The sequence below is a fragment of the Streptomyces sp. SID13031 genome (assembly GCF_010548305.1).
Classification (GTDB): Bacteria; Actinomycetota; Actinomycetes; order Propionibacteriales; family Kribbellaceae; genus Kribbella.
In genome coordinates, this window is the sequence record NZ_JAAGLV010000012.1 from 269,283 (window position 1) to 286,435 (window position 17,153).

The following is a 17,153-nucleotide window of genomic DNA, read 5'->3' on the forward strand; positions in this document are numbered from 1 at the left end:
AGGGTGATTGATGGGCTGGCGGTCCGCGCCCCGCCCACCGAGCGGGAACAACCGCCCTCGCCGTACCCTTAAGGTTGTTATGACCTCTTCTGGCCGCCGTACGGTCTACCTGGATCACGCCGCGACGACACCGATGCTGCCCGTGGCGATCGAGGCGATGGCCTCTCACCTCGGGCTGACCGGCAATGCGTCGTCGTTGCATGGATCCGGGCGGGCTGCGCGGCGGACGGTCGAGGAGTCGCGGGAGACGATCGCCGAGGCGCTGGGCGCCCAGCCGAGCGAGATCGTGTTCACCTCAGGCGGTACGGAGGCGGACAACCTCGCGCTGAAGGGGCTGTGGTGGGCCCGGCTGGCGGAGGATCCGCGTCGCCGGCGGATCCTGCTGAGCGGGATCGAGCATCACGCAGTGCTGGATCCGGCCATCTGGCTCGCGCAGCACGAGGGTGCCGAGATCGAGTGGCTGCCGGTCGACGAGCTGGGCCGCGTTCGGCCCGAGGATGTCCAGCGGGCGATCGAGGCGGACCCGGAGTCCGTGTCCTTCGTCACGTTGATGATGGCCAACAACGAGGTCGGCACGCTGCAGCCGGTCCAGGAGATCGCGGCGCTGGCCAAGGCGCACGCGATCCCCGTGCACACCGACGCCGTCCAGGCGGTCGGGCAGGTGCCGGTGGATTTCGCCGAGCTCGGTGTCGACGCGATGACGGTGAGTGCCCACAAGGTCGGCGGGCCGTTCGGGATCGGTGCGCTGGTGGTCCGCAAGGAGACCAAGCTCGTGCCGATCGTGCACGGCGGCGGCCAGGAGCGCGACGTACGGTCCGGCACGCTGGACACCCCGGCGACAGCCGGGTTCGCCGTGGCCGTCGAGCACGCGATCAAGCACCAGGCTGAGCATGGGGAGCGGCTGACCGCCCTGCGCGACGCTCTGATCGAGGGCATCACGAGTACCGTCCCCGGCGCGATGCTCTCGGGCGACCCGGTACGCCGCTTGCCCGGTAACGCACACTTGTCGTTCAAGGACTGTGAAGGCGATTCGCTGCTCCTGCTGCTCGACGCGCGGGGGATCGAGGTCTCGACCGGATCCGCCTGCAACGCGGGCGTCGCGGAGCCGAGCCACGTGCTGCTGGCGATGGGGTACGGCGATCAGCGCGCTCGCGGTTCCTTGCGCTTCACCCTGGGGCACACGTCCAGCCGGGCCGACGTGGACGCCGTACTGGACAACATCGGGCCCGTCGTCGAGCGGGCGATGTCCGCCGGATTGCAGAACGTAGGAAGGAACCACTGATGCGGGTACTCGCAGCCATGTCCGGCGGGGTCGACTCCGCCGTCGCGGCGGCGCGGATGGCTGAGGCGGGCCACGACGTGGTCGGCGTGCACCTGGCGCTGAGCCGCAACCCGCAGTCGTACCGCACCGGCGCCCGCGGCTGCTGCACGGTCGAGGACTCCCGCGACGCCCGTCGCGCCGCCGACGTGATCGGCATCCCGTTCTACATCTGGGACCTGGCCGAGCGGTTCCACGCCGACGTGGTCGAGCCCTTCGTCGCCGAGTACGCGGCCGGCCGGACGCCGAACCCGTGCCTGCGCTGCAACGAGAAGATCAAGTTCAGCGCGGTGCTCGAGCGGGCGCTGGCCCTCGACTTCGACGCCGTCGCCACCGGGCACTACGCGCAGATCGTCGAGACCCCGGCCGGTCGCGAGTTGCACCGCGCGGTCGACCCGGCCAAGGACCAGTCCTACGTGCTCGGCGTCCTCACACAGGAGCAGCTGAAGCACGCGATCTTCCCGCTCGGCGACACGGACAAGACCGAGATCCGTTCGGAGGCCGAGCGCCGCGGGTTGTCGGTGGCCGCCAAGCCGGACAGCCACGACATCTGCTTCATTGCCGACGGCAACACTCCGGGCTTCCTCAGCAAGCAGCTGGGCGAGTCGCCGGGGGACATCGTCGACGCCCAGGGCAACAAGCTCGGGGAGCACAAGGGCACCCACGGCTTCACGGTCGGCCAGCGCAAGGGCCTCAAGATCGGTACGCCGGCCGCCGACGGCAAGCCGCGATTCGTGCTCGACATCTCGCCCGTCGACAAGACCGTGACGGTCGGGTCGCGCGCGGAGCTCGCGGTCGAGCGGCTGACCGCGTCGAAGCCGCGCTGGTGTGGCCCGGTGCCGACCGAGACGCTGCACGTGAAGGCTCAGCTGCGCGCGCACGGCGAGGAGATCGCCGTCACCGCCCGGCTCGAGGGCGACCAGGTCCTGGTCTCCTTCGACGAGCCCGCGGATGCCGTCGCGCCCGGCCAGGCAGTCGTCCTGTACGACGGGACGCGCGTGATCGGCTCGGCCACCATCGACACGGTCGAGCGCGTACCGCAGACGGTCTGATCCCCGTGCTCCGCATGAAGGACACGTGCGAGCGCTGTGCCACGTCGCTCGGTCCGGCCGACGACGCGGTGATCTGCAGCTACGAGTGCACCTTCTGCCCAGCGTGCTCTTCCGCGATGTCCGCTGTCTGCCCGAACTGCGGCGGTGAGCTGGTCGCACGGCCCAAGCGGACCACGGGTGCGACCGACATTGCCTCTCGGGCGCCCGGTCGCGTCACCAGATATCTCCAGCGGAACAGGAACACCACGTGAGCAGTCCCTTCGGCCCAGCGGCGACCACTGCGATGGGCTCGTTGCCTGGCGAGGACATGCGCGAGTGGACGAAGTATGTGCTGGACGCGGTGACCATCCCGTTCCTGCCGGAGCTGCCGGCCCGCCCGTACGCCGACATGGTGAGCCGGGCCGCCGGGCTGGTGACGTCGTTGGCGATGGACCTGCAGCCGGCGGGCTGGCGGTTGACGGGTGGCAACGACCCGCGGGCCAGCCTGGACCAGCGGCGAGCTCGCTCCTTGCTCTTGCAGGACTTGGATGTCCTGGAGGAGTTGGCGGACGGCTACACCGGTCCGCTGAAGCTCCAGGTGACCGGGCCGTGGACACTCGCTGCAACGGTGGAGTTACCTCGCGGCGACAAGGTGCTCGCTGACCACGGCGCTCGGCGCGATCTGGCTGAGGCCTTGGCCTACGGGTTGCAGGAGCATGTTGCTGACCTTCGACGACGGGTGCCGGGGGCTGACCTTGTCGTGCAACTTGATGAGCCGGGGCTTCCCGCAGTACTGGCGGGGGCTGTTCCTACTGCCAGCGGGTGGGGCAAGCACCGCTCTGTCGACGGTCCTGGGTCTGTAGACCTCCTGAGCCGAGTGATCGAGGCTGCGGCGCCTGCGATCACTGTGGTTCACTGCTGCGCCGCACGGCCGCCCATCGAGGTCTTCCGGAAGTCTGGCGCCGGGGGAGTGGCGGTAGACGTGGCACTGCTCACCGACGCAGCTTGGGAGCAGATCGCCTTCGCAGTGGAGGACGGTACGACCTTGTACGCGGGCGTAGTACCGACCACTGGCGCCATTCCTCAGGCGGAGAAGGCAGCGGGGCTGCTGACCCGGCGCTGGCACGAGATCGGCCTGACCCAGAAGGACCTGGTCGACGTCGTCATCACCCCAGCGTGCGGCCTCGCGGGCTCCCCGTCACCGGCCGACGCCCGAGCCCGGCTCGAACTTCTCCGTCGGGTTGCGGAAGTCGTCGGAGATACCGCAGAAGCCTAAAACGTCGGTGGCTGGCGGTAAGTTCTGGTCTATGAGTACGGAGATCCCCGAGACCAGTGCCGCCGACCAGCCCGCTCCGCCACCGGAGGTGCGCGAGCGGCATGCCGCGCTGAGCCGGGAGATCGAGGAGCACCGGTTCCGCTACTACATGGCGACCTCGACCATCTCCGACGCGGACTTCGACGCGTTGATGCACGAGCTGCAAGCGATCGAGGAGCAGTACGCCGAGCTGCGTACGCCGGACTCGCCGACCCAGAAGGTCGGCGTCCCGATCTCGACGCTGTTCACCGCGGTCGAGCACCCGCAGCGGATGGAGAGCCTGGGCAACGCCTTCTCCGCCGAGCAGATGGAAGCCTGGGCGAAGCGGCTGGAGCGCGAGGTCACCGTCCAGCAGATCCACGACAGCGGCTTCCTGTGCGAGCTCAAGGTGGACGGCCTGGCCCTCGACCTGGTCTACGAGAACGGCCGGCTGGTCAGCGGCGCCACTCGCGGCGACGGCCGGACCGGCGAGGACATCACGCTGAACGCCCGCACCATCGACTCCATCCCGAACGAGCTGAAGGTCGCCGAACCGCCTGCTTTCCTCGAGGTCCGCGGCGAGGTCTACTTCCGGGTGGAGGACTTCACGGAGCTCAATGCGCAGCTGGTCGAGGCAGGCAAGGACCCGTTCTCGAACCCCCGCAACAGCGCGGCCGGTTCGCTGCGGCAGAAGGACCCGCGCGTCTCCGCCAGCCGCCCGCTGCGCTTCGTCGTGCACGGCATCGGGAAGGTCGAGGGGCTCCACATCAACCGGCTCTCCGAGGCGTACCAGCTGTTGAAGGAGTGGGGCCTGCCGGTCAGCGACCGCGCCCGCCGGGTCGAGACCCTGGACGAGGTCAACGAGTTCATCGCGTACTACGGCGAGAACCGGCACTCGGTGGACCACGAGATCGACGGCGTCGTCGTCAAGGTGGACGAGGTCGACCTTCAACGCGCGCTCGGCTCGACCTCGAGCGCCCCGCGCTGGGCGATCGCCTACAAGTACCCGCCGGAGGAGGTCACCACCAAGCTCCTCGACATCAAGGTGAACGTCGGTCGCACGGGCCGCGTCACGCCGTACGGCGTCATGGAGCCGGTCCGGGTGGCCGGGTCGACCGTCGAGTTCGCGACCCTGCACAACGGGCAGGAGGTCGAGCGCAAGGGCGTCTGGATCGGCGACACCGTTGTACTGCGCAAGGCCGGTGACGTGATCCCCGAGATCCTCGGCCCGGTGATGGAGCTGCGCCCCGACGACGCGTACCCGTTCCGGATGCCGACCAAGTGCCCTTCCTGCCAGACGGAGCTGCGGGCGATGAAGGAGGGGGACATCGATATTCGTTGCCCCAACTCCCAATCCTGCCCGGCCCAGCTGCGCGAACGGCTGTTCCACCTGGCCGGCCGGTCGGCGTTCGACATCGAGGTGCTCGGCTTCAAGGCCGCGGACGCGCTGATCAGCAACGAGCTGATTGCGGACGAGGGCGACCTGTTCTCGCTGACCGAGGAAGACCTGGCCGGTAGCTCCTTCTTCACCACCAAGGCGGGCGCGCTGTCGGCCAACGCTGTCAAGCTGCTCACCAATCTCGAACAGGCCAAGACACAACAACTGTCGCGTGGCCTGGTGGCACTCTCGATCCGGCACGTCGGCCCGACCGCGGCGGCGGCGCTGGCTGCGGCGTACGACGACATCGACGCGATCGAGGCGGCCTCCGAGGAGGAGCTGTCGCAGATCGAGGGCGTCGGCCCGACCATCGCGCACGCGGTGATCGAGTGGTTCGAGATCGACTGGCACCAGGAGATCGTGCGGAAGTGGAAGGAGGCCGGCGTCGAGCTGCGGCAGATCCGGACTGGACCAACGGTCGAGCAGACGTTGGTAGGCCAGTCGGTCGTGGTCACCGGCACGGTCGAGGGGTACAGCAGGGACGAGGCGACCGAGGCGATCGTCTCGCGCGGTGGCAAGGTGGCCGGCTCGGTGTCGAAGAAGACGTCGTTCGTGGTGGTGGGCGATTCGCCCGGATCCAAGTACGACAAGGCGGTTCAGCTCGGGGTACCGGTTCTGGACGCGGCCGGCTTCGTAGTACTGCTCACCGAAGGGCCGGAGGCCGCCGCGGCGGTGGCGACGAACCCCGAGCCGGAAGATGCCTGACGATGAACGGATCCGGCGGGCTCACTGATCCGTCCGACTGTTAGTTTGCATCCCTCTACACGTGGGTTTTTAAGGAGCGCATATGACTACGCCGCCACAAGGACCATGGGGTCCTGGGCAGCCGGGGGGCCAGCCGGGCGGACAGCAAGGGGGCCGGCCGGGCGGACAGCAGGGCGGCCAACAAGGTGGGCAGCAAGGCGGCCAACCGGGTCAGGGTGGCTGGGGACAGCAGCCGGGCCAAGGTGGTGGCGGCTGGGGTCAGCCGCAGCCTGGGCAGGGCCAACCTCCGCACCAGGGTCAGCCTCCGCATCAAGGGCAACCTCCGCATCAAGGGCAACCTCCGCATCAAGGGCAACCTCCGCAGCAGGGCGGCTGGGGTCCCGGGCAGCCTCCGCAGGGCGGTCAGCCTGGTGGCGGTTGGGGTCCTCAGCAGCCTCCTCAGCAAGGTCAGCAGCCGGGCGGTTACCCGCAGCAGGGTGGCTACCAGCAGCAGCCATGGGGTCAGCAGCCTCAGCAGGGTGGTTGGCAGCAGGGCCAGCAGCCTTGGCAGGGTGGTCCGGGCGGCCCGAAGAAGGGTGGCATCTCGAAGGACAAGCTGCCGCTGGTCATCGGTGGCGGTCTGATCGGCCTGGTGCTGATCGCTCTGGTGGTCTTCCTCGGCGTCAGGGCACTCGGTGGCGACGACGACGGCGCGGGAACGGCTCCTGCCGGCCCGCCGGCGACCCAGCCCACGAGCCAGCCCACGAGCCAGCCGTCGGGTGAGCCTTCCGGCCAGCCAAGTGGCGAGCCGAGTGGTGAGCCGAGCAGCTCGGGCAGCGGCCTGGGTAACGCGACGGGGCAGGCGAAGGTCTCGACCGACAAGTTGCAGGCCGCTGGGTTCCAGTGCAGCGACCTGTTCAACGGCGCGCAGGGTGCACACCGTGGCTGCTTCAAGTTCGACGAGGTCAGCCAGGCCGAGGTGATCTTCCAGTTCCAGGCCGACGGCACGATCATCGGCGTCCTGGTCCGGTCGCAGAACCGGGAGAACGTCAACAACGCCGCCGTCACCTTCGACGCGGCGCTGCAGGCGATCGGCAACGACACCTTCGGCGGTAGCGAGGTGGCCAAGATCCAGGCAGTGGTGAAGAGCGGGCAGAAGGACGCCAAGGTCGGCAGCAGCTGGGGCGAGTTCAACCTGCTGAACAGCGGCGACAGCGTGCAGATCGCCGGTGGCAAGTCGGGAGCGGATTCCTACGACCTGCCCCGCAAGGAGTTCCAGACCACCGAGGCACAGCTGACCGCGGCGCTGAAGGCGAAGCAGTACGTGTGCACCTCGTCCTGCCGCAAGGATCTCGGCAAGGCCGGCTCGCAGCGGATCTTCGGGATCGGCGGCAACAGCGGGGTCCGGATCCTCGAGATCTCGGCCTCCGGCGACACCGCCGAGGTCAAGGCAGCGCTGCCGGCCGCCGTCGGCGACGCGATGGCTGCGGTCCGGGGCGCCGATGTGGCGGCGATCAAGACCTTCCTCGACGCACACAAGGACGGCAAGCCGTACGCTGGTTATGTGGCCGGCTGGCGAGTACAGCAGACCGGCTCGACCGACGACGACTACTCGTCGCAGACGATCAGCATCAAGTACGAGTCGTACTACGTGTGAGGTGTGATGAATTTCAACCCGGAGAAGCGCGAGCAGACCCCGGTGGCCAAGCCGCCGCCGGAGTCGCTGAACCGGGTGGACGGGGGCGGCCCGTGGGGGCCGACCCAGTTCGACCTGCCGGAGCGTGAGGACAGCAACACCCAGGCGGTGGTGATCGTCACGCTGATCGGGGTGGTCGCCTTGCTGGTGATCACCGTGATGTGGATCTTCTGGTACCGCCAGCTCAACTGAAACGTCGCAGCGAACGAAGAAGTCGCCTCCCGCAGCGGGAGGCGACTTCTTCGTCGTTCAGCTGTCAACCAGTGCCAGTGGGTCAGCCAGTGTCAGTCGGTCAGGCGGTGGCGCGGATGGTGACCGCGAGGTTGGCCAGGTAGCTCAGCCGGGCGACCTCGGAACCGAGGAACTCCGGTCCACCGCGGCGGCCGATCACCAGCACCCGGCGGTTCGACTCCAGCGGCGCGGCGACCAGCACCGACTCCGCCAAGCCCTTGTGGTCGGGAGCGACCAGCGTGGTCGCCTTCTCCAGCGGCAGCCACTGCTCGGCCAGGTCGCCGAACTCCGGCGTCGCGCTCGTCTCCAGCGCGACCTTGATCTCGCTGCCGGTACCGTCCAGCAACGCGGCCCAGTCGGCGTGCAGTACTGCCGGGGCCTGCTCGACCAGGATGTCGACCGCTTCGGCCGGAGCCGACGTCATCTGCTCGACGGCTTCGAGGTCCATGTGCAGTCCACCGCCGGCGCCGTACCGGGAGAACCAGATCACCTCGACGTCGGGGACGCCGTTGCAGGCTGAGACGAGCCGGTCGGGCAGGACGCCCGGCGGAAGGTCGACCACGATGTCGTCGACGGCGGTGCCGTTCTCGCGCCGGTGCTCCACGATCTCGATCGCGTGGATGTCGGCGTTCACCTCACCGAGTGCTGTTGCCACGGTGCCGAGGGACCCCGGCCGGTCCGGGATGATCAATCGCAGCAGGAACACCGAACGATCATCTCCCAGCCGAATACCACGCAAGTTACGCCCTGTCGCGGCCAATGTTACAGAGCGGAACAAAGTGACACGCCCGGGGCTCTCAGCTGGTGGATAATTTGGCCCGCACAACCGGATGCGGGCGCTGCCTCGATAGCCCACTAAGCTGGCCGCAAGCCATCTGTCTACATAGCTGGCGCGAAACGTTCGGAAGCGGCTGCGAGCAAACGTCAGTCACGGCCGGCAGCCCACCTGCAGACCATTGGAATCCTTCATGCCATCGATAACCCGCGAAGAGGTCGCGCATCTGGCGCGCCTGGCGCGGATCGAGCTCACCGAAGACGAGCTCGACCACCTCGCTCCGCAGCTCGAGCAGATCATCGGCCTGGTCGCCCAGGTCAGTGAAGTGGCTGCCGAGGACATCCCGCCGACGTCCCACGCCCTGCCGCTCACGAATGTGATGCGCGCCGACGTGAACGTTCCCTGCCTCACGCCGGAGCAGGCGCTGTCCGGCGCCCCGGCCGCGGAGGAGCAGCGCTTCCGGGTACCGCGGATTCTGACCGAGGAGGCATAGTGAGAGAGCGCATGCGAACGAACCAATCAACACAGCGAGTCTCACTCATTGGCGGTTCCGAGCGAAGCGAGGCCCGCGGATGAGTGACTTGACGCGGAAGACCGCGGTTGAGCTGTCCGAGCTGATGAGTTCCGGCCAGGCGTCGTCGGTGGAGATCACCCAGGCGCATCTGGACCGGATCGGTGCCGTCGACGGTGCTGTGCACGCTTTCCTGCACGTCGACACCGACGGCGCCCTGGCGCAGGCGGCCGCCGTCGACGCGCGCCGCGCCGCCGGCGACGAGCTCGGCCCGCTCGCCGGCGTACCGCTGGCATTGAAGGACGTGCTGACCCAGGACGGCATTCCGACCACCGCCGGTTCGAAGATCCTCGAGGGCTGGAAGCCGCCGTACGACTCGACCGTGGTGAAGCGGCTCAAGGCGGCCGGCATCGTGATCCTCGGCAAGACCAACATGGACGAGTTCGCGATGGGCTCCTCCACGGAGAACTCGGCCTACGGGACGACCCACAACCCGTGGGACCTCAACCGGATCCCCGGTGGCTCGGGTGGTGGCTCGTCGGCCGCCATCTCGGCGTACCAGGCTCCGCTCGCGATCGGCACCGACACGGGTGGCTCGATCCGTCAGCCAGCCGCGTTCACGGGCACCGTCGGCGTGAAGCCGACGTACGGCGGTACCTCGCGGTACGGGCTGATCGCGCTGGCCTCCAGCCTCGACACGCCTGGTCCGTGTGCGCGCACGACGCTCGACGCGGCGCTGCTGCACGAGGTGATCGCGGGTTACGACCCGATGGACTCCACCTCGATCAACCAGCCGGTACCGGCCGTGGTCGACGCCGCTCGTAGCGGTGACGTGACCGGGCTGCGGGTCGGCGTCGTCAAGGAGCTCGGCGGCGAGGGGTACCAGCCGGGTGTCGAGGCGCGCTTCCACGAGGCGGTCGAGCTGCTCACCAAGCTCGGCGCCGAGGTGGTCGAGGTGTCCTGCCCGCACTTCCAGTACGCGCTGCCGGCGTACTACCTGATCCTGCCGAGCGAGGCCTCGTCCAACCTGGCCAAGTTCGACGCGATGCGGTTCGGCCTGCGGGTCGGCGACGACGGCGAGAACGATGCCGAGAAGGTGATGAGCCTGACCCGCGAGGCCGGTTTCGGCCCCGAGGTCAAGCGCCGGATCATGCTCGGCACGCACGCGCTGTCCAGCGGGTACTACGACGCGTACTACGGCCAGGCGCAGAAGGTCCGGACGCTGATCGCCCGCGACTTCACGGCGGCCTACGAGCACGTCGACGTACTCGTGTCACCCGCGACGCCGACCACCGCGTTCGCGATCGGCGACCGGGTGAACGACCCGATCGCCATGTACAAGAACGACCTCTGCACGATCCCGTCGAACCTGGCCGGTAACGCGGCCGCGTCGTTCCCGGTCGGCCTGGCCGACGAGGACGGCCTGCCGGTCGGCTTCCACGTGATGGCGCCGGTGATGCGCGACGATCTGTGCTACCTGGTCGGCGCCGCGCTCGAGTCGGCGTTCGCCGATCAGTGGGGTGGCGTGCTGATGTCGAAGGCTCCGGAGCTGGAGGTCACCCGATGACTGTCGTTGCTGATGTGCTGACCATCGATGACGCTTTGGCACAGTTCGACCCGGTGATGGGCCTGGAAGTCCACGTCGAGCTGAACACCTTGTCGAAGATGTTCTGCGGTTGCCCGACCGAGTTCGGCGCGCCGCCGAACACGCAGACCTGCCCGGTCTGCCTCGGTCTACCGGGCGCGCTGCCGGTGGTGAACGCACGCGCCGTCGAGTCGGCGATCAAGATCGGCCTCGCGCTGAACTGCGAGATCGCCGAGTGGTGCCGGTTCGCCCGGAAGAACTACTTCTACCCGGACATGCCGAAGAACTTCCAGACCTCGCAGTACGACGAGCCGATCGCCTTCAACGGGTGGACCGAGGTCGTCGTCGACGGCGAGACGTACCGGATCGAGATCGAGCGCGCGCACATGGAGGAGGACACCGGCAAGTCCACCCACGTGGGTGGCGCGACCGGTCGTATCCACGGTGCGTCGCACTCGCTGGTCGACTACAACCGGGCCGGTATCCCGCTGATCGAGATCGTCACCAAGACGATCGAGGTCGCGCCGGAGAAGGCCGCGGCGGTCGCGCGTGCCTATGTGAGCATGCTGCGCGATCTGCTGCTCGCGCTCGACGTCTCCGACGTACGGATGGACCAGGGGTCGCTGCGGTGTGACGCCAACTTGTCGCTGAAGCCGTCGGGCTCCACCGCGCTGGGTACTCGTACCGAGACGAAGAACGTGAACTCGTTCCGTTCGGTCGAGCGCGCGATCACCTACGAGATCACCCGGCAGGCCGCCGTACTGGTTGCCGGGGGCAAGATTCTCCAGGAGACCCGGCACTGGCACGAGGACACCGGGATCACCACCTCGGGCCGGGAGAAGTCGGACGCCGACGACTACCGGTACTTCCCCGAGCCCGACCTGGTACCGGTCGCCCCGGCGCGGTCATGGGTCGAGGAGATTCGTGCGACCCTGCCTGAGGCACCGCCGGTCAAGCGCTTGAGGTTGCAGACGGAGTGGGGCTTCACTGATCTGGAGATGCGCGACGTCGTCAACGGCGGCGTGCAGACCCTGATCGAGCAGACCGTCGCGCTGGGTGTGGCTGCTGCCGCCGCGAAGAAATGGTGGCTGGGCGAGCTGGCCCGCGCGGCCAACGAAGCCGGTAAGGATGTCGATGAGCTCGGCGTCGGTCCGGTGGAGATCGCCGAGGTCCAGAAGCTCGTCGAGGCGGGCGCGTTGAACGACAAGCTCGCCCGCGAGGTCTTCGACGGCCTGGTCAAGGGCGAGGGCTCGGTCACCCAGATCATCGAGGCCCGCGGCCTCGCCCTGGTCTCGGACGACTCGGCCCTCCAGGAAGCCATCGACCGCGCGATCGCAGCCAACCCCGCCGTCGTCGAAAAGGTCAACTCGGGCAAGCCCGCGGCAGCCGGCGCCTTGATCGGCGCCGTCATGAAGGACATGCGCGGCCAGGCCGACGCAGCCAAGGTCCGCGAACTACTGAACGCCACGCTGGGAATCTGAACCTGGTCGCTGGGCCCGGTCGCCACCACGGCGCCCGGGCCCAGCGCTGTCTCTACCCCAGCGCTTTCCCCGACTCGGGGTGGGCGGGCCCAACCCCAGCGCTTTCCCTGAGGTCGGCCTGCTTGGCTAGCGGGTGATGGTGAGGCGGAGGACCTGGTCGTCGCCTGGTTTGGGGTCGCCGCGGCCGTCGGTGTTCGAGGTGGTGAGCCAGAGGGAGCCGTCGGGAGCCGCCTCGACGGTTCGCAGCCGGCCGTACTGGCCGGTGAAGAAGGCGACCGGCTCGCCCGTCCGCTTGCCGTCGGCTACCGGGATCGCCCAGAGGCGTTCACCCCGCAGACCCGCCATGAAGATGTGGCCCTGGGCAAACGCGATCCCGCTGGGGGAGGCGTCCTTGGTCGCCCACTGGGCGATCGGGTCGACCATCCCGTCCAGTTGGCTCACGCCCTCAGCGGCCGGCCAGCCGTAGTTCGCCCCCGGCGTGATCGCGTTCAGCTCGTCCCAGGTGTCCTGGCCGAACTCCGCGGCGTACAACTGCTGCCCGTCGAACGCGAGCCCCTGCACGTTCCGATGCCCCTTGGAGATCCACAACCTGCCGTCGGGGTTGCCCGGTGCGGGCTTGCCGTCGGTGGTGATGCGCAGGATCTTGCCACCGAGCGAGTCGTCGCTCTGCGAGTTCGGCCGATCGGTGCCGTCGCCCGTACCGGCGTACAGGAACCCATCTGGCCCGAACCTCAACCGCCCACCGTTGTGCACCGCCGCCTGCGGAATCCCTTCCAGGATCACGCTGGGGTTGCTGATCTTGCCGTCGACGTAGTCGAGCCGAGCGATCCGATTGTCGTCGCCGGTCGAGTAGTAGACATAGACATAAGGCCTCGTCGGGTACTGCGGATCAACCGCGATCCCCAGCAGCCCGCCCTCCGACGACGGATCGACCCCCGCCACCGTCCCGACCTCAGTGACCTGGTTGCCGGCGATCCGCTTGATCTTCCCCGAATCCCGCTCAGTCACCAACGCGCTCTTGTCCGGCAGGAACGCCAACCCCCAAGGCACCTCGATCCCAGTAGCCACCACCCCGGCCACCGCAACCTTCACCGCCCTACTGGACGTAGTACCGGACTGCGCCCCTGTCGGCGAAGAGGTAGACACCGACGGCTGCGCATCCGCACTCCCATCGGAGCACCCGGCAACCACCCCAGCCACCACTACCGCCACCACAACCCAGCGACCCTTACCCATGAGCACCATCCGTTCCTGACCCATCCCCAGGCTCCCAAGGTATCGACCACTCCAACGCCACAAACCCCGAGACGTTATGCACCCACCCTCGCAGACTCCCACGGTGCCCAACCCGCACTCCCTGAGAGCCACGTTGCTCACCGCAACAGGCCTGACCCCCGACCTCACCACCGACGTCGGCCGCTGGCAGCTCTACCGCACCGCCGCCGAGGACACCGCGAGCCACGCGACCCTCCTCCAAGCCGCCACCGTGGATCCAGACCGCGCCCTGGTCATGTCCCTGGTAGTCCACCTGCCCGCCCTCACCGCGACGGCCGATCACCCAACCTGGCTCGCGGCGCTGGCCCCCTCGGAGCGCGCCTACGCGACCCAGCGCAGTACCGAATACGCCCTCCTCCGCACCCGACCACCCCACGACACCCTGACCCGAGACCTCGACACCTACACAAACTGGCTCCAACTCCGCCTGGCCGAATCCCTCACCCACAAGCCCTCCCTCCTCGAACTCGCCGACCGCGGCCGCACCAAGCGAATCCGCAACCTCGCAACAACCAGGCGCGCAGCGTCTCCAGCTGACTTACACCGCCGCTCCGCCTCCGGTTGCAGCTATTCACAGTTGTCGTCACACGGTCGCGCAACGTAGCCTTCGCTGGCTCGGGGCTGACAACGTGAGGACAATTTGATGCGCAAGGCACTGATCGCGGCAGTACTTCTGGCTGCTTCGGCGGGACTTTCCCCCGCCGCGGCCGAAGCCGCTCCGCCCCCGATCACCACCGCCAGCCTGAAGACCACCCAGCCGGCAACGACGTGTGTCCGAGGCGCGGCCCGGCCGCTGATCAACGGAACCACGCCCGTTCTGCATGCCTTCGTGCCTGCCCCGGCGGGGGGCAACCCCATCTCGGTGAGCGTCGACTTCCGGATCACCGACCTGGCGGACAACTCCGTCGTCTTCTCGGCGCAGAGCTACACCAAGGTGCAGGGAGTCTGGTACGAGCCGCAGATCAACCCGACGTTGCTCGACGGCAAAACCTACAGCTGGCAGGCCCGGGTCTTCGACGGCACGGAGTACTCAGCCTGGTCCGCCACCTGCGAGTTCTCCATCGATACCGTGAAGCCGAATTCCCCCGTAGTGACAATCACGCCGGCGGGTGGCGTCTACAAGGTGGGCCAGAGGATCACCCTGCACTTCGGGGCCAACGGCTCGACCGACGTCGCGAAGTACAGCTATCACCTGATGGGCAAGCCCCCGGTCGACGTCAAGCCCTGCCCGGGTACGGCGACCATCAAGCTCACCACGGTCGGCCCGGACTCCATCACCGCTGCCTCCTACGACAAGGCGGGCAACGAGAGCTTCGACGATACGATTGTGGACTTCACAGTGCTGAGCTGACCTACGCCACAATGAGGCCATGAGCATCAGCAGGAGAGCCTTGCTGGCCGGTACGGCGGCTCTGCCGCTGGCCGCGTCTGCCCACACAGCCTCAGGAGTTGGCCGCCCGCCTATGAACAGCATCAAGGACCAGATCACGCAGCTGGTCGAGAAGTACCCCGATGGTGTCGCTCCGATCGTCGAGCTGGGCGATCGCGTACTACGCCAGGTGGCGGAGCCGTTCGACGCTCAGGTCGACGACTCGGTGCTGACCGAGTTCGTCGAGCTGATGCGCCGAACGATGCTCGCGGCCCCCGGCGTAGGGCTGGCCGCCCCGCAGATCGGCGTACCGGTGCGCATCGCAGTACTGGAAGACCCCGCAACAGTCTCTGAAGAGGTAGCCGAGGCCCGCCACCGCTACCCCCTGGCGTTCTTCGCCGCCATCAACCCTTCGTACCGCCCCCACGGCCACAACCGCCGAGGCTTCTACGAAGGCTGCCTAAGCATGCCCGGCTACACCGCCGTAGTGAACCGCCCCGACGCCGTAGACGCCACCTACACGGACCCGACCGGCCACCTCCACCACGAGTCCTTCGAAGGCTGGCAGGCCAGAATCGTCCAACACGAGACGGACCACCTCCACGGCACCGTCTACGTAGACAAGCTGGAAACCCGCTCCCTCTCCACCACCCAGAACTACCTGGACAACTGGAACGACCCCATCCCCACCAGAGCCGCCAAGGCCCTCCGCTTCCGCCTCGACTAGCGCCCGGAGGCTTCAAGATCTTGAAGGAGCAGGATATGAGATGCATTTCGTGCCGTGCAATTAGCCTGCCATGAAAGACGACCCTAAGTTTTCATGCGACATGTCAAGATATTGTTGAGATGGTAATGCCATGGGTGTCGGAATTCCAATTGACGCTGGTGTATTAGGAGCTCTTTCCGAATTGCCGTGCGGAGCTAGTGACCCGAACCGATGGGAGTCGAAGCGGCTTCGACTTCGCAGGTTCGTTGGATCGACTGTCTCTGCATCTTGGTGACGTGAATCTCGAGGCCAATTCTGCAATGAGTTTCATTGACAAGAACCCAGATGGGCTATCAGTCACTCTTGGAGCAGAAGGTAGTGAGGGGCTCCGTGTGCCTCGCTTGGGAGCAGGCACGGGCAAGGAGACTGCGGCGCGCATCTGGAAAAGGTTGCGTGATCGGGCGCGGAAGACGATGTATAAAGGTGCCTGGATAGTCAATACTGAGTCCGGCAATCGTGTACGAGACGATACGTATCTGTATATGTTGGGCGCCAAGGAGCTGCAAGAACGAGGAGTTCCCATTCTTGGGCCGAGCGATTGGATCAGGTTTGACCTGGGATAGCCCGTGAGGCACCAGCAACGAGCGAAGGGGTCCCGGGCATCGAATCCTCTCTTGGAACTGGCAGGCGCTGGGAGGGAACTGGTACCGGATCGATAAGTGGCTGAGCTGTTCCAGCGTCGTTCATGGAGGGCAGCGGGTGAATCGTCGCCATCGGCGTGGGCTGGAGTTGACGGGCGATACCTTCGGTCACCGACGAAACTGACGTGAAGTGGGATGTCTGATCTGGCTGAACCTGAATCTCCAGCCACCCTCTGCGTGCAGCTGTCCATTCAGTTCAGACCAGCATCAGGTTCTACTGATCCTGCTTCGGTGAGGATCCGTACTCGGAGCATGGCGAGGTGGCCGCGGTGACTGCTGCAGGAAGGCCTGAATTGGCCGGCGGATTGATACTGCGCAGCCTCTGCCCGGTCAGTGCGGGCGGAGGCTGCGGGGTGGATCGGGTGCGGGAGGTCGAGGCGATCGAGGGCGCCGGTCTGAGATGCGCTTCGAAGCGTACAATTGATAAATCATGATGAAAACGACCTTGAGTTTTCATGGTTCGCGGGATGATATTTCTTCGTTGCTGTCTCCCTGGGTAGCTGAGTTGCAGGTGAAGGTAGTGGGAGAGCAATTTTTTCCAAACTATCGAGCCGATCTCCTGAAGGAGGATTTGAGCTCAACTGCTCTGCAGTCCTTGAATCGCATCTCGCTGCAGCGCGGGACCGTTGATCTGTCGGTTTCGTCTGCTTCGAGTTTCATCGACAGAAATTCGACAGGCCTGCTCGTCGCGCTTGGCCGACAAGATCCGCGGGGTTTGCGTGAGTCATTGCTTGGTGCGATGACAGACGACGGAGTTGCGATGCGGATGTGGAAGAAGGTGAGAAATGACCTGCATAGGTCGCTCGCCAGGGGTGCTTGGGTTGTTAACACTGTGACTGGAACACGTACTCGGGACGACGGGCATCTTTATGGACCTGGTGCAAAGCAGTTGCAGAACGAAGGTGTGCCGATCCTGGGTCATGGTGAAGCGGTCCGTTATGAACTCGATTGATACATGCCCTGGGAAGGTTGCCCGGCGGTCGGCTGGAGTCTCCGGAGGCCGGACGTGATGGACCGTCTTCTCGCGTGGCGGCGGCTTCGCCCTGTAGACAGGCACC

At 66.9% G+C, this 17,153-nt stretch carries 16 protein-coding genes; 14 read left to right on the forward strand and 2 right to left on the reverse strand.

What is annotated here, in order from left to right; all coding sequences use genetic code 11:
• Positions 1–79: 79 nt before the first annotated feature.
• The 7 genes from G3I17_RS24565 to G3I17_RS24595 all read left to right on the forward strand — a co-directional run bounded on the left by G3I17_RS24565 (position 80) and on the right by G3I17_RS24595 (position 7,653).
• Positions 80–1,282: a cysteine desulfurase family protein gene (locus G3I17_RS24565; protein WP_164599918.1), complete on the forward strand. Its 1,203-nt coding sequence runs from the start codon at positions 80–82 to the stop codon at positions 1,280–1,282.
• Positions 1,282–2,370 (forward strand): tRNA 2-thiouridine(34) synthase MnmA, encoded by a 1,089-nt coding sequence (mnmA, locus tag G3I17_RS24570; RefSeq protein ID WP_164599919.1) that lies wholly within the window; start codon positions 1,282–1,284, stop codon positions 2,368–2,370. The genes G3I17_RS24565 and mnmA overlap by 1 nt, the downstream gene beginning before the upstream one ends.
• Positions 2,371–2,384: 14 nt before the next feature.
• Positions 2,385–2,621 carry a DUF1272 domain-containing protein gene (locus G3I17_RS24575; protein ID WP_164599920.1) on the forward strand — a complete coding sequence of 79 codons (237 nt, stop codon included), beginning with the start codon at positions 2,385–2,387 and terminating at the stop codon, positions 2,619–2,621.
• A complete protein-coding gene (locus G3I17_RS24580; protein ID WP_164599921.1) occupies positions 2,618–3,625 on the forward strand; it encodes a methionine synthase vitamin-B12 independent in 1,008 nt (335 codons plus the stop codon). The genes G3I17_RS24575 and G3I17_RS24580 overlap by 4 nt, the downstream gene beginning before the upstream one ends.
• A 31-nt stretch (positions 3,626–3,656) precedes the next feature.
• Positions 3,657–5,786: an NAD-dependent DNA ligase LigA gene (gene ligA / locus G3I17_RS24585; protein WP_164599922.1), complete on the forward strand. Its 2,130-nt coding sequence runs from the start codon at positions 3,657–3,659 to the stop codon at positions 5,784–5,786.
• Positions 5,787–5,868: 82 nt separating this feature from the next.
• Positions 5,869–7,422 carry a PT domain-containing protein gene (locus G3I17_RS24590; protein ID WP_164599923.1) on the forward strand — a complete coding sequence of 518 codons (1,554 nt, stop codon included), beginning with the start codon at positions 5,869–5,871 and terminating at the stop codon, positions 7,420–7,422.
• 6 nt (positions 7,423–7,428) lie between these two features.
• Positions 7,429–7,653 (forward strand): hypothetical protein, encoded by a 225-nt coding sequence (locus G3I17_RS24595; protein WP_164599924.1) that lies wholly within the window; start codon positions 7,429–7,431, stop codon positions 7,651–7,653.
• A 100-nt stretch (positions 7,654–7,753) separates the two neighbouring features.
• Here the strand turns inward: G3I17_RS24595 and G3I17_RS24600 are convergent, their stop codons facing one another.
• Entirely contained in the window at positions 7,754–8,398 is a 645-nt protein-coding gene (locus G3I17_RS24600; RefSeq protein ID WP_164599925.1) for an ACT domain-containing protein, read from the reverse strand.
• 262 nt (positions 8,399–8,660) lie between these two features.
• On the opposite strand from G3I17_RS24600, the gene gatC reads away from it, so the two are divergent.
• The 3 genes from gatC to gatB all read left to right on the forward strand — a co-directional run bounded on the left by gatC (position 8,661) and on the right by gatB (position 12,044).
• Positions 8,661–8,960: an Asp-tRNA(Asn)/Glu-tRNA(Gln) amidotransferase subunit GatC gene (gene gatC / locus G3I17_RS24605; protein ID WP_164599926.1), complete on the forward strand. Its 300-nt coding sequence runs from the start codon at positions 8,661–8,663 to the stop codon at positions 8,958–8,960.
• A 79-nt stretch (positions 8,961–9,039) separates the two neighbouring features.
• Positions 9,040–10,545, forward strand: coding sequence for an Asp-tRNA(Asn)/Glu-tRNA(Gln) amidotransferase subunit GatA (gatA, locus tag G3I17_RS24610; protein ID WP_164599927.1), 1,506 nt, complete (start codon positions 9,040–9,042; stop codon positions 10,543–10,545).
• Positions 10,542–12,044 carry an Asp-tRNA(Asn)/Glu-tRNA(Gln) amidotransferase subunit GatB gene (gatB, locus tag G3I17_RS24615; protein WP_164599928.1) on the forward strand — a complete coding sequence of 501 codons (1,503 nt, stop codon included), beginning with the start codon at positions 10,542–10,544 and terminating at the stop codon, positions 12,042–12,044. The genes gatA and gatB overlap by 4 nt, the downstream gene beginning before the upstream one ends.
• 126 nt (positions 12,045–12,170) lie before the next feature.
• Here gatB and G3I17_RS24620 read toward each other — a convergent pair whose 3' ends face one another.
• A complete protein-coding gene (locus tag G3I17_RS24620) occupies positions 12,171–13,136 on the reverse strand; it encodes a PQQ-dependent sugar dehydrogenase (RefSeq protein ID WP_343238398.1) in 966 nt (321 codons plus the stop codon).
• Positions 13,137–13,383: 247 nt separating this feature from the next.
• On the opposite strand from G3I17_RS24620, the gene G3I17_RS24625 reads away from it, so the two are divergent.
• The 4 genes from G3I17_RS24625 (at position 13,384) to G3I17_RS24640 (ending at position 17,047) form a co-directional block, all read left to right on the forward strand.
• Positions 13,384–13,923: a hypothetical protein gene (locus tag G3I17_RS24625; RefSeq protein WP_164599929.1), complete on the forward strand. Its 540-nt coding sequence runs from the start codon at positions 13,384–13,386 to the stop codon at positions 13,921–13,923.
• Between the two features lie 39 nt (positions 13,924–13,962).
• Entirely contained in the window at positions 13,963–14,670 is a 708-nt protein-coding gene (locus G3I17_RS24630; RefSeq protein WP_164599930.1) for a hypothetical protein, read from the forward strand.
• Between the two features lie 19 nt (positions 14,671–14,689).
• The gene (locus G3I17_RS24635; RefSeq protein WP_239062831.1) at positions 14,690–15,415 is read left to right on the forward strand and encodes a peptide deformylase; all 726 of its coding nucleotides are present in this window, start codon (positions 14,690–14,692) and stop codon (positions 15,413–15,415) included.
• Positions 15,416–16,525: 1,110 nt separating this feature from the next.
• Positions 16,526–17,047 (forward strand): hypothetical protein, encoded by a 522-nt coding sequence (locus G3I17_RS24640; protein ID WP_164599931.1) that lies wholly within the window; start codon positions 16,526–16,528, stop codon positions 17,045–17,047.
• Positions 17,048–17,153: the final 106 nt, after the last annotated feature.

Bases quoted from the DNA above. Each gene is read 5' to 3' on its own strand.
- G3I17_RS24565 (WP_164599918.1), top strand. From the start codon at position 80: ATGACCTCTTCTGGCCGCCGTACGGTCTACCTGGATCACGCCGCGACG.
- mnmA (WP_164599919.1), top strand. From the start codon at position 1,282: ATGCGGGTACTCGCAGCCATGTCCGGCGGGGTCGACTCCGCCGTCGCG.
- G3I17_RS24575 (WP_164599920.1), top strand. From the start codon at position 2,385: ATGAAGGACACGTGCGAGCGCTGTGCCACGTCGCTCGGTCCGGCCGAC.
- ligA (WP_164599922.1), top strand. From the start codon at position 3,657: ATGAGTACGGAGATCCCCGAGACCAGTGCCGCCGACCAGCCCGCTCCG.
- G3I17_RS24590 (WP_164599923.1), top strand. From the start codon at position 5,869: ATGACTACGCCGCCACAAGGACCATGGGGTCCTGGGCAGCCGGGGGGC.
- G3I17_RS24595 (WP_164599924.1), top strand. From the start codon at position 7,429: ATGAATTTCAACCCGGAGAAGCGCGAGCAGACCCCGGTGGCCAAGCCG.
- gatC (WP_164599926.1), top strand. From the start codon at position 8,661: ATGCCATCGATAACCCGCGAAGAGGTCGCGCATCTGGCGCGCCTGGCG.
- gatA (WP_164599927.1), top strand. From the start codon at position 9,040: ATGAGTGACTTGACGCGGAAGACCGCGGTTGAGCTGTCCGAGCTGATG.
- gatB (WP_164599928.1), top strand. From the start codon at position 10,542: ATGACTGTCGTTGCTGATGTGCTGACCATCGATGACGCTTTGGCACAG.
- G3I17_RS24630 (WP_164599930.1), top strand. From the start codon at position 13,963: ATGCGCAAGGCACTGATCGCGGCAGTACTTCTGGCTGCTTCGGCGGGA.
- G3I17_RS24635 (WP_239062831.1), top strand. From the start codon at position 14,690: ATGAGCATCAGCAGGAGAGCCTTGCTGGCCGGTACGGCGGCTCTGCCG.
- G3I17_RS24640 (WP_164599931.1), top strand. From the start codon at position 16,526: ATGATGAAAACGACCTTGAGTTTTCATGGTTCGCGGGATGATATTTCT.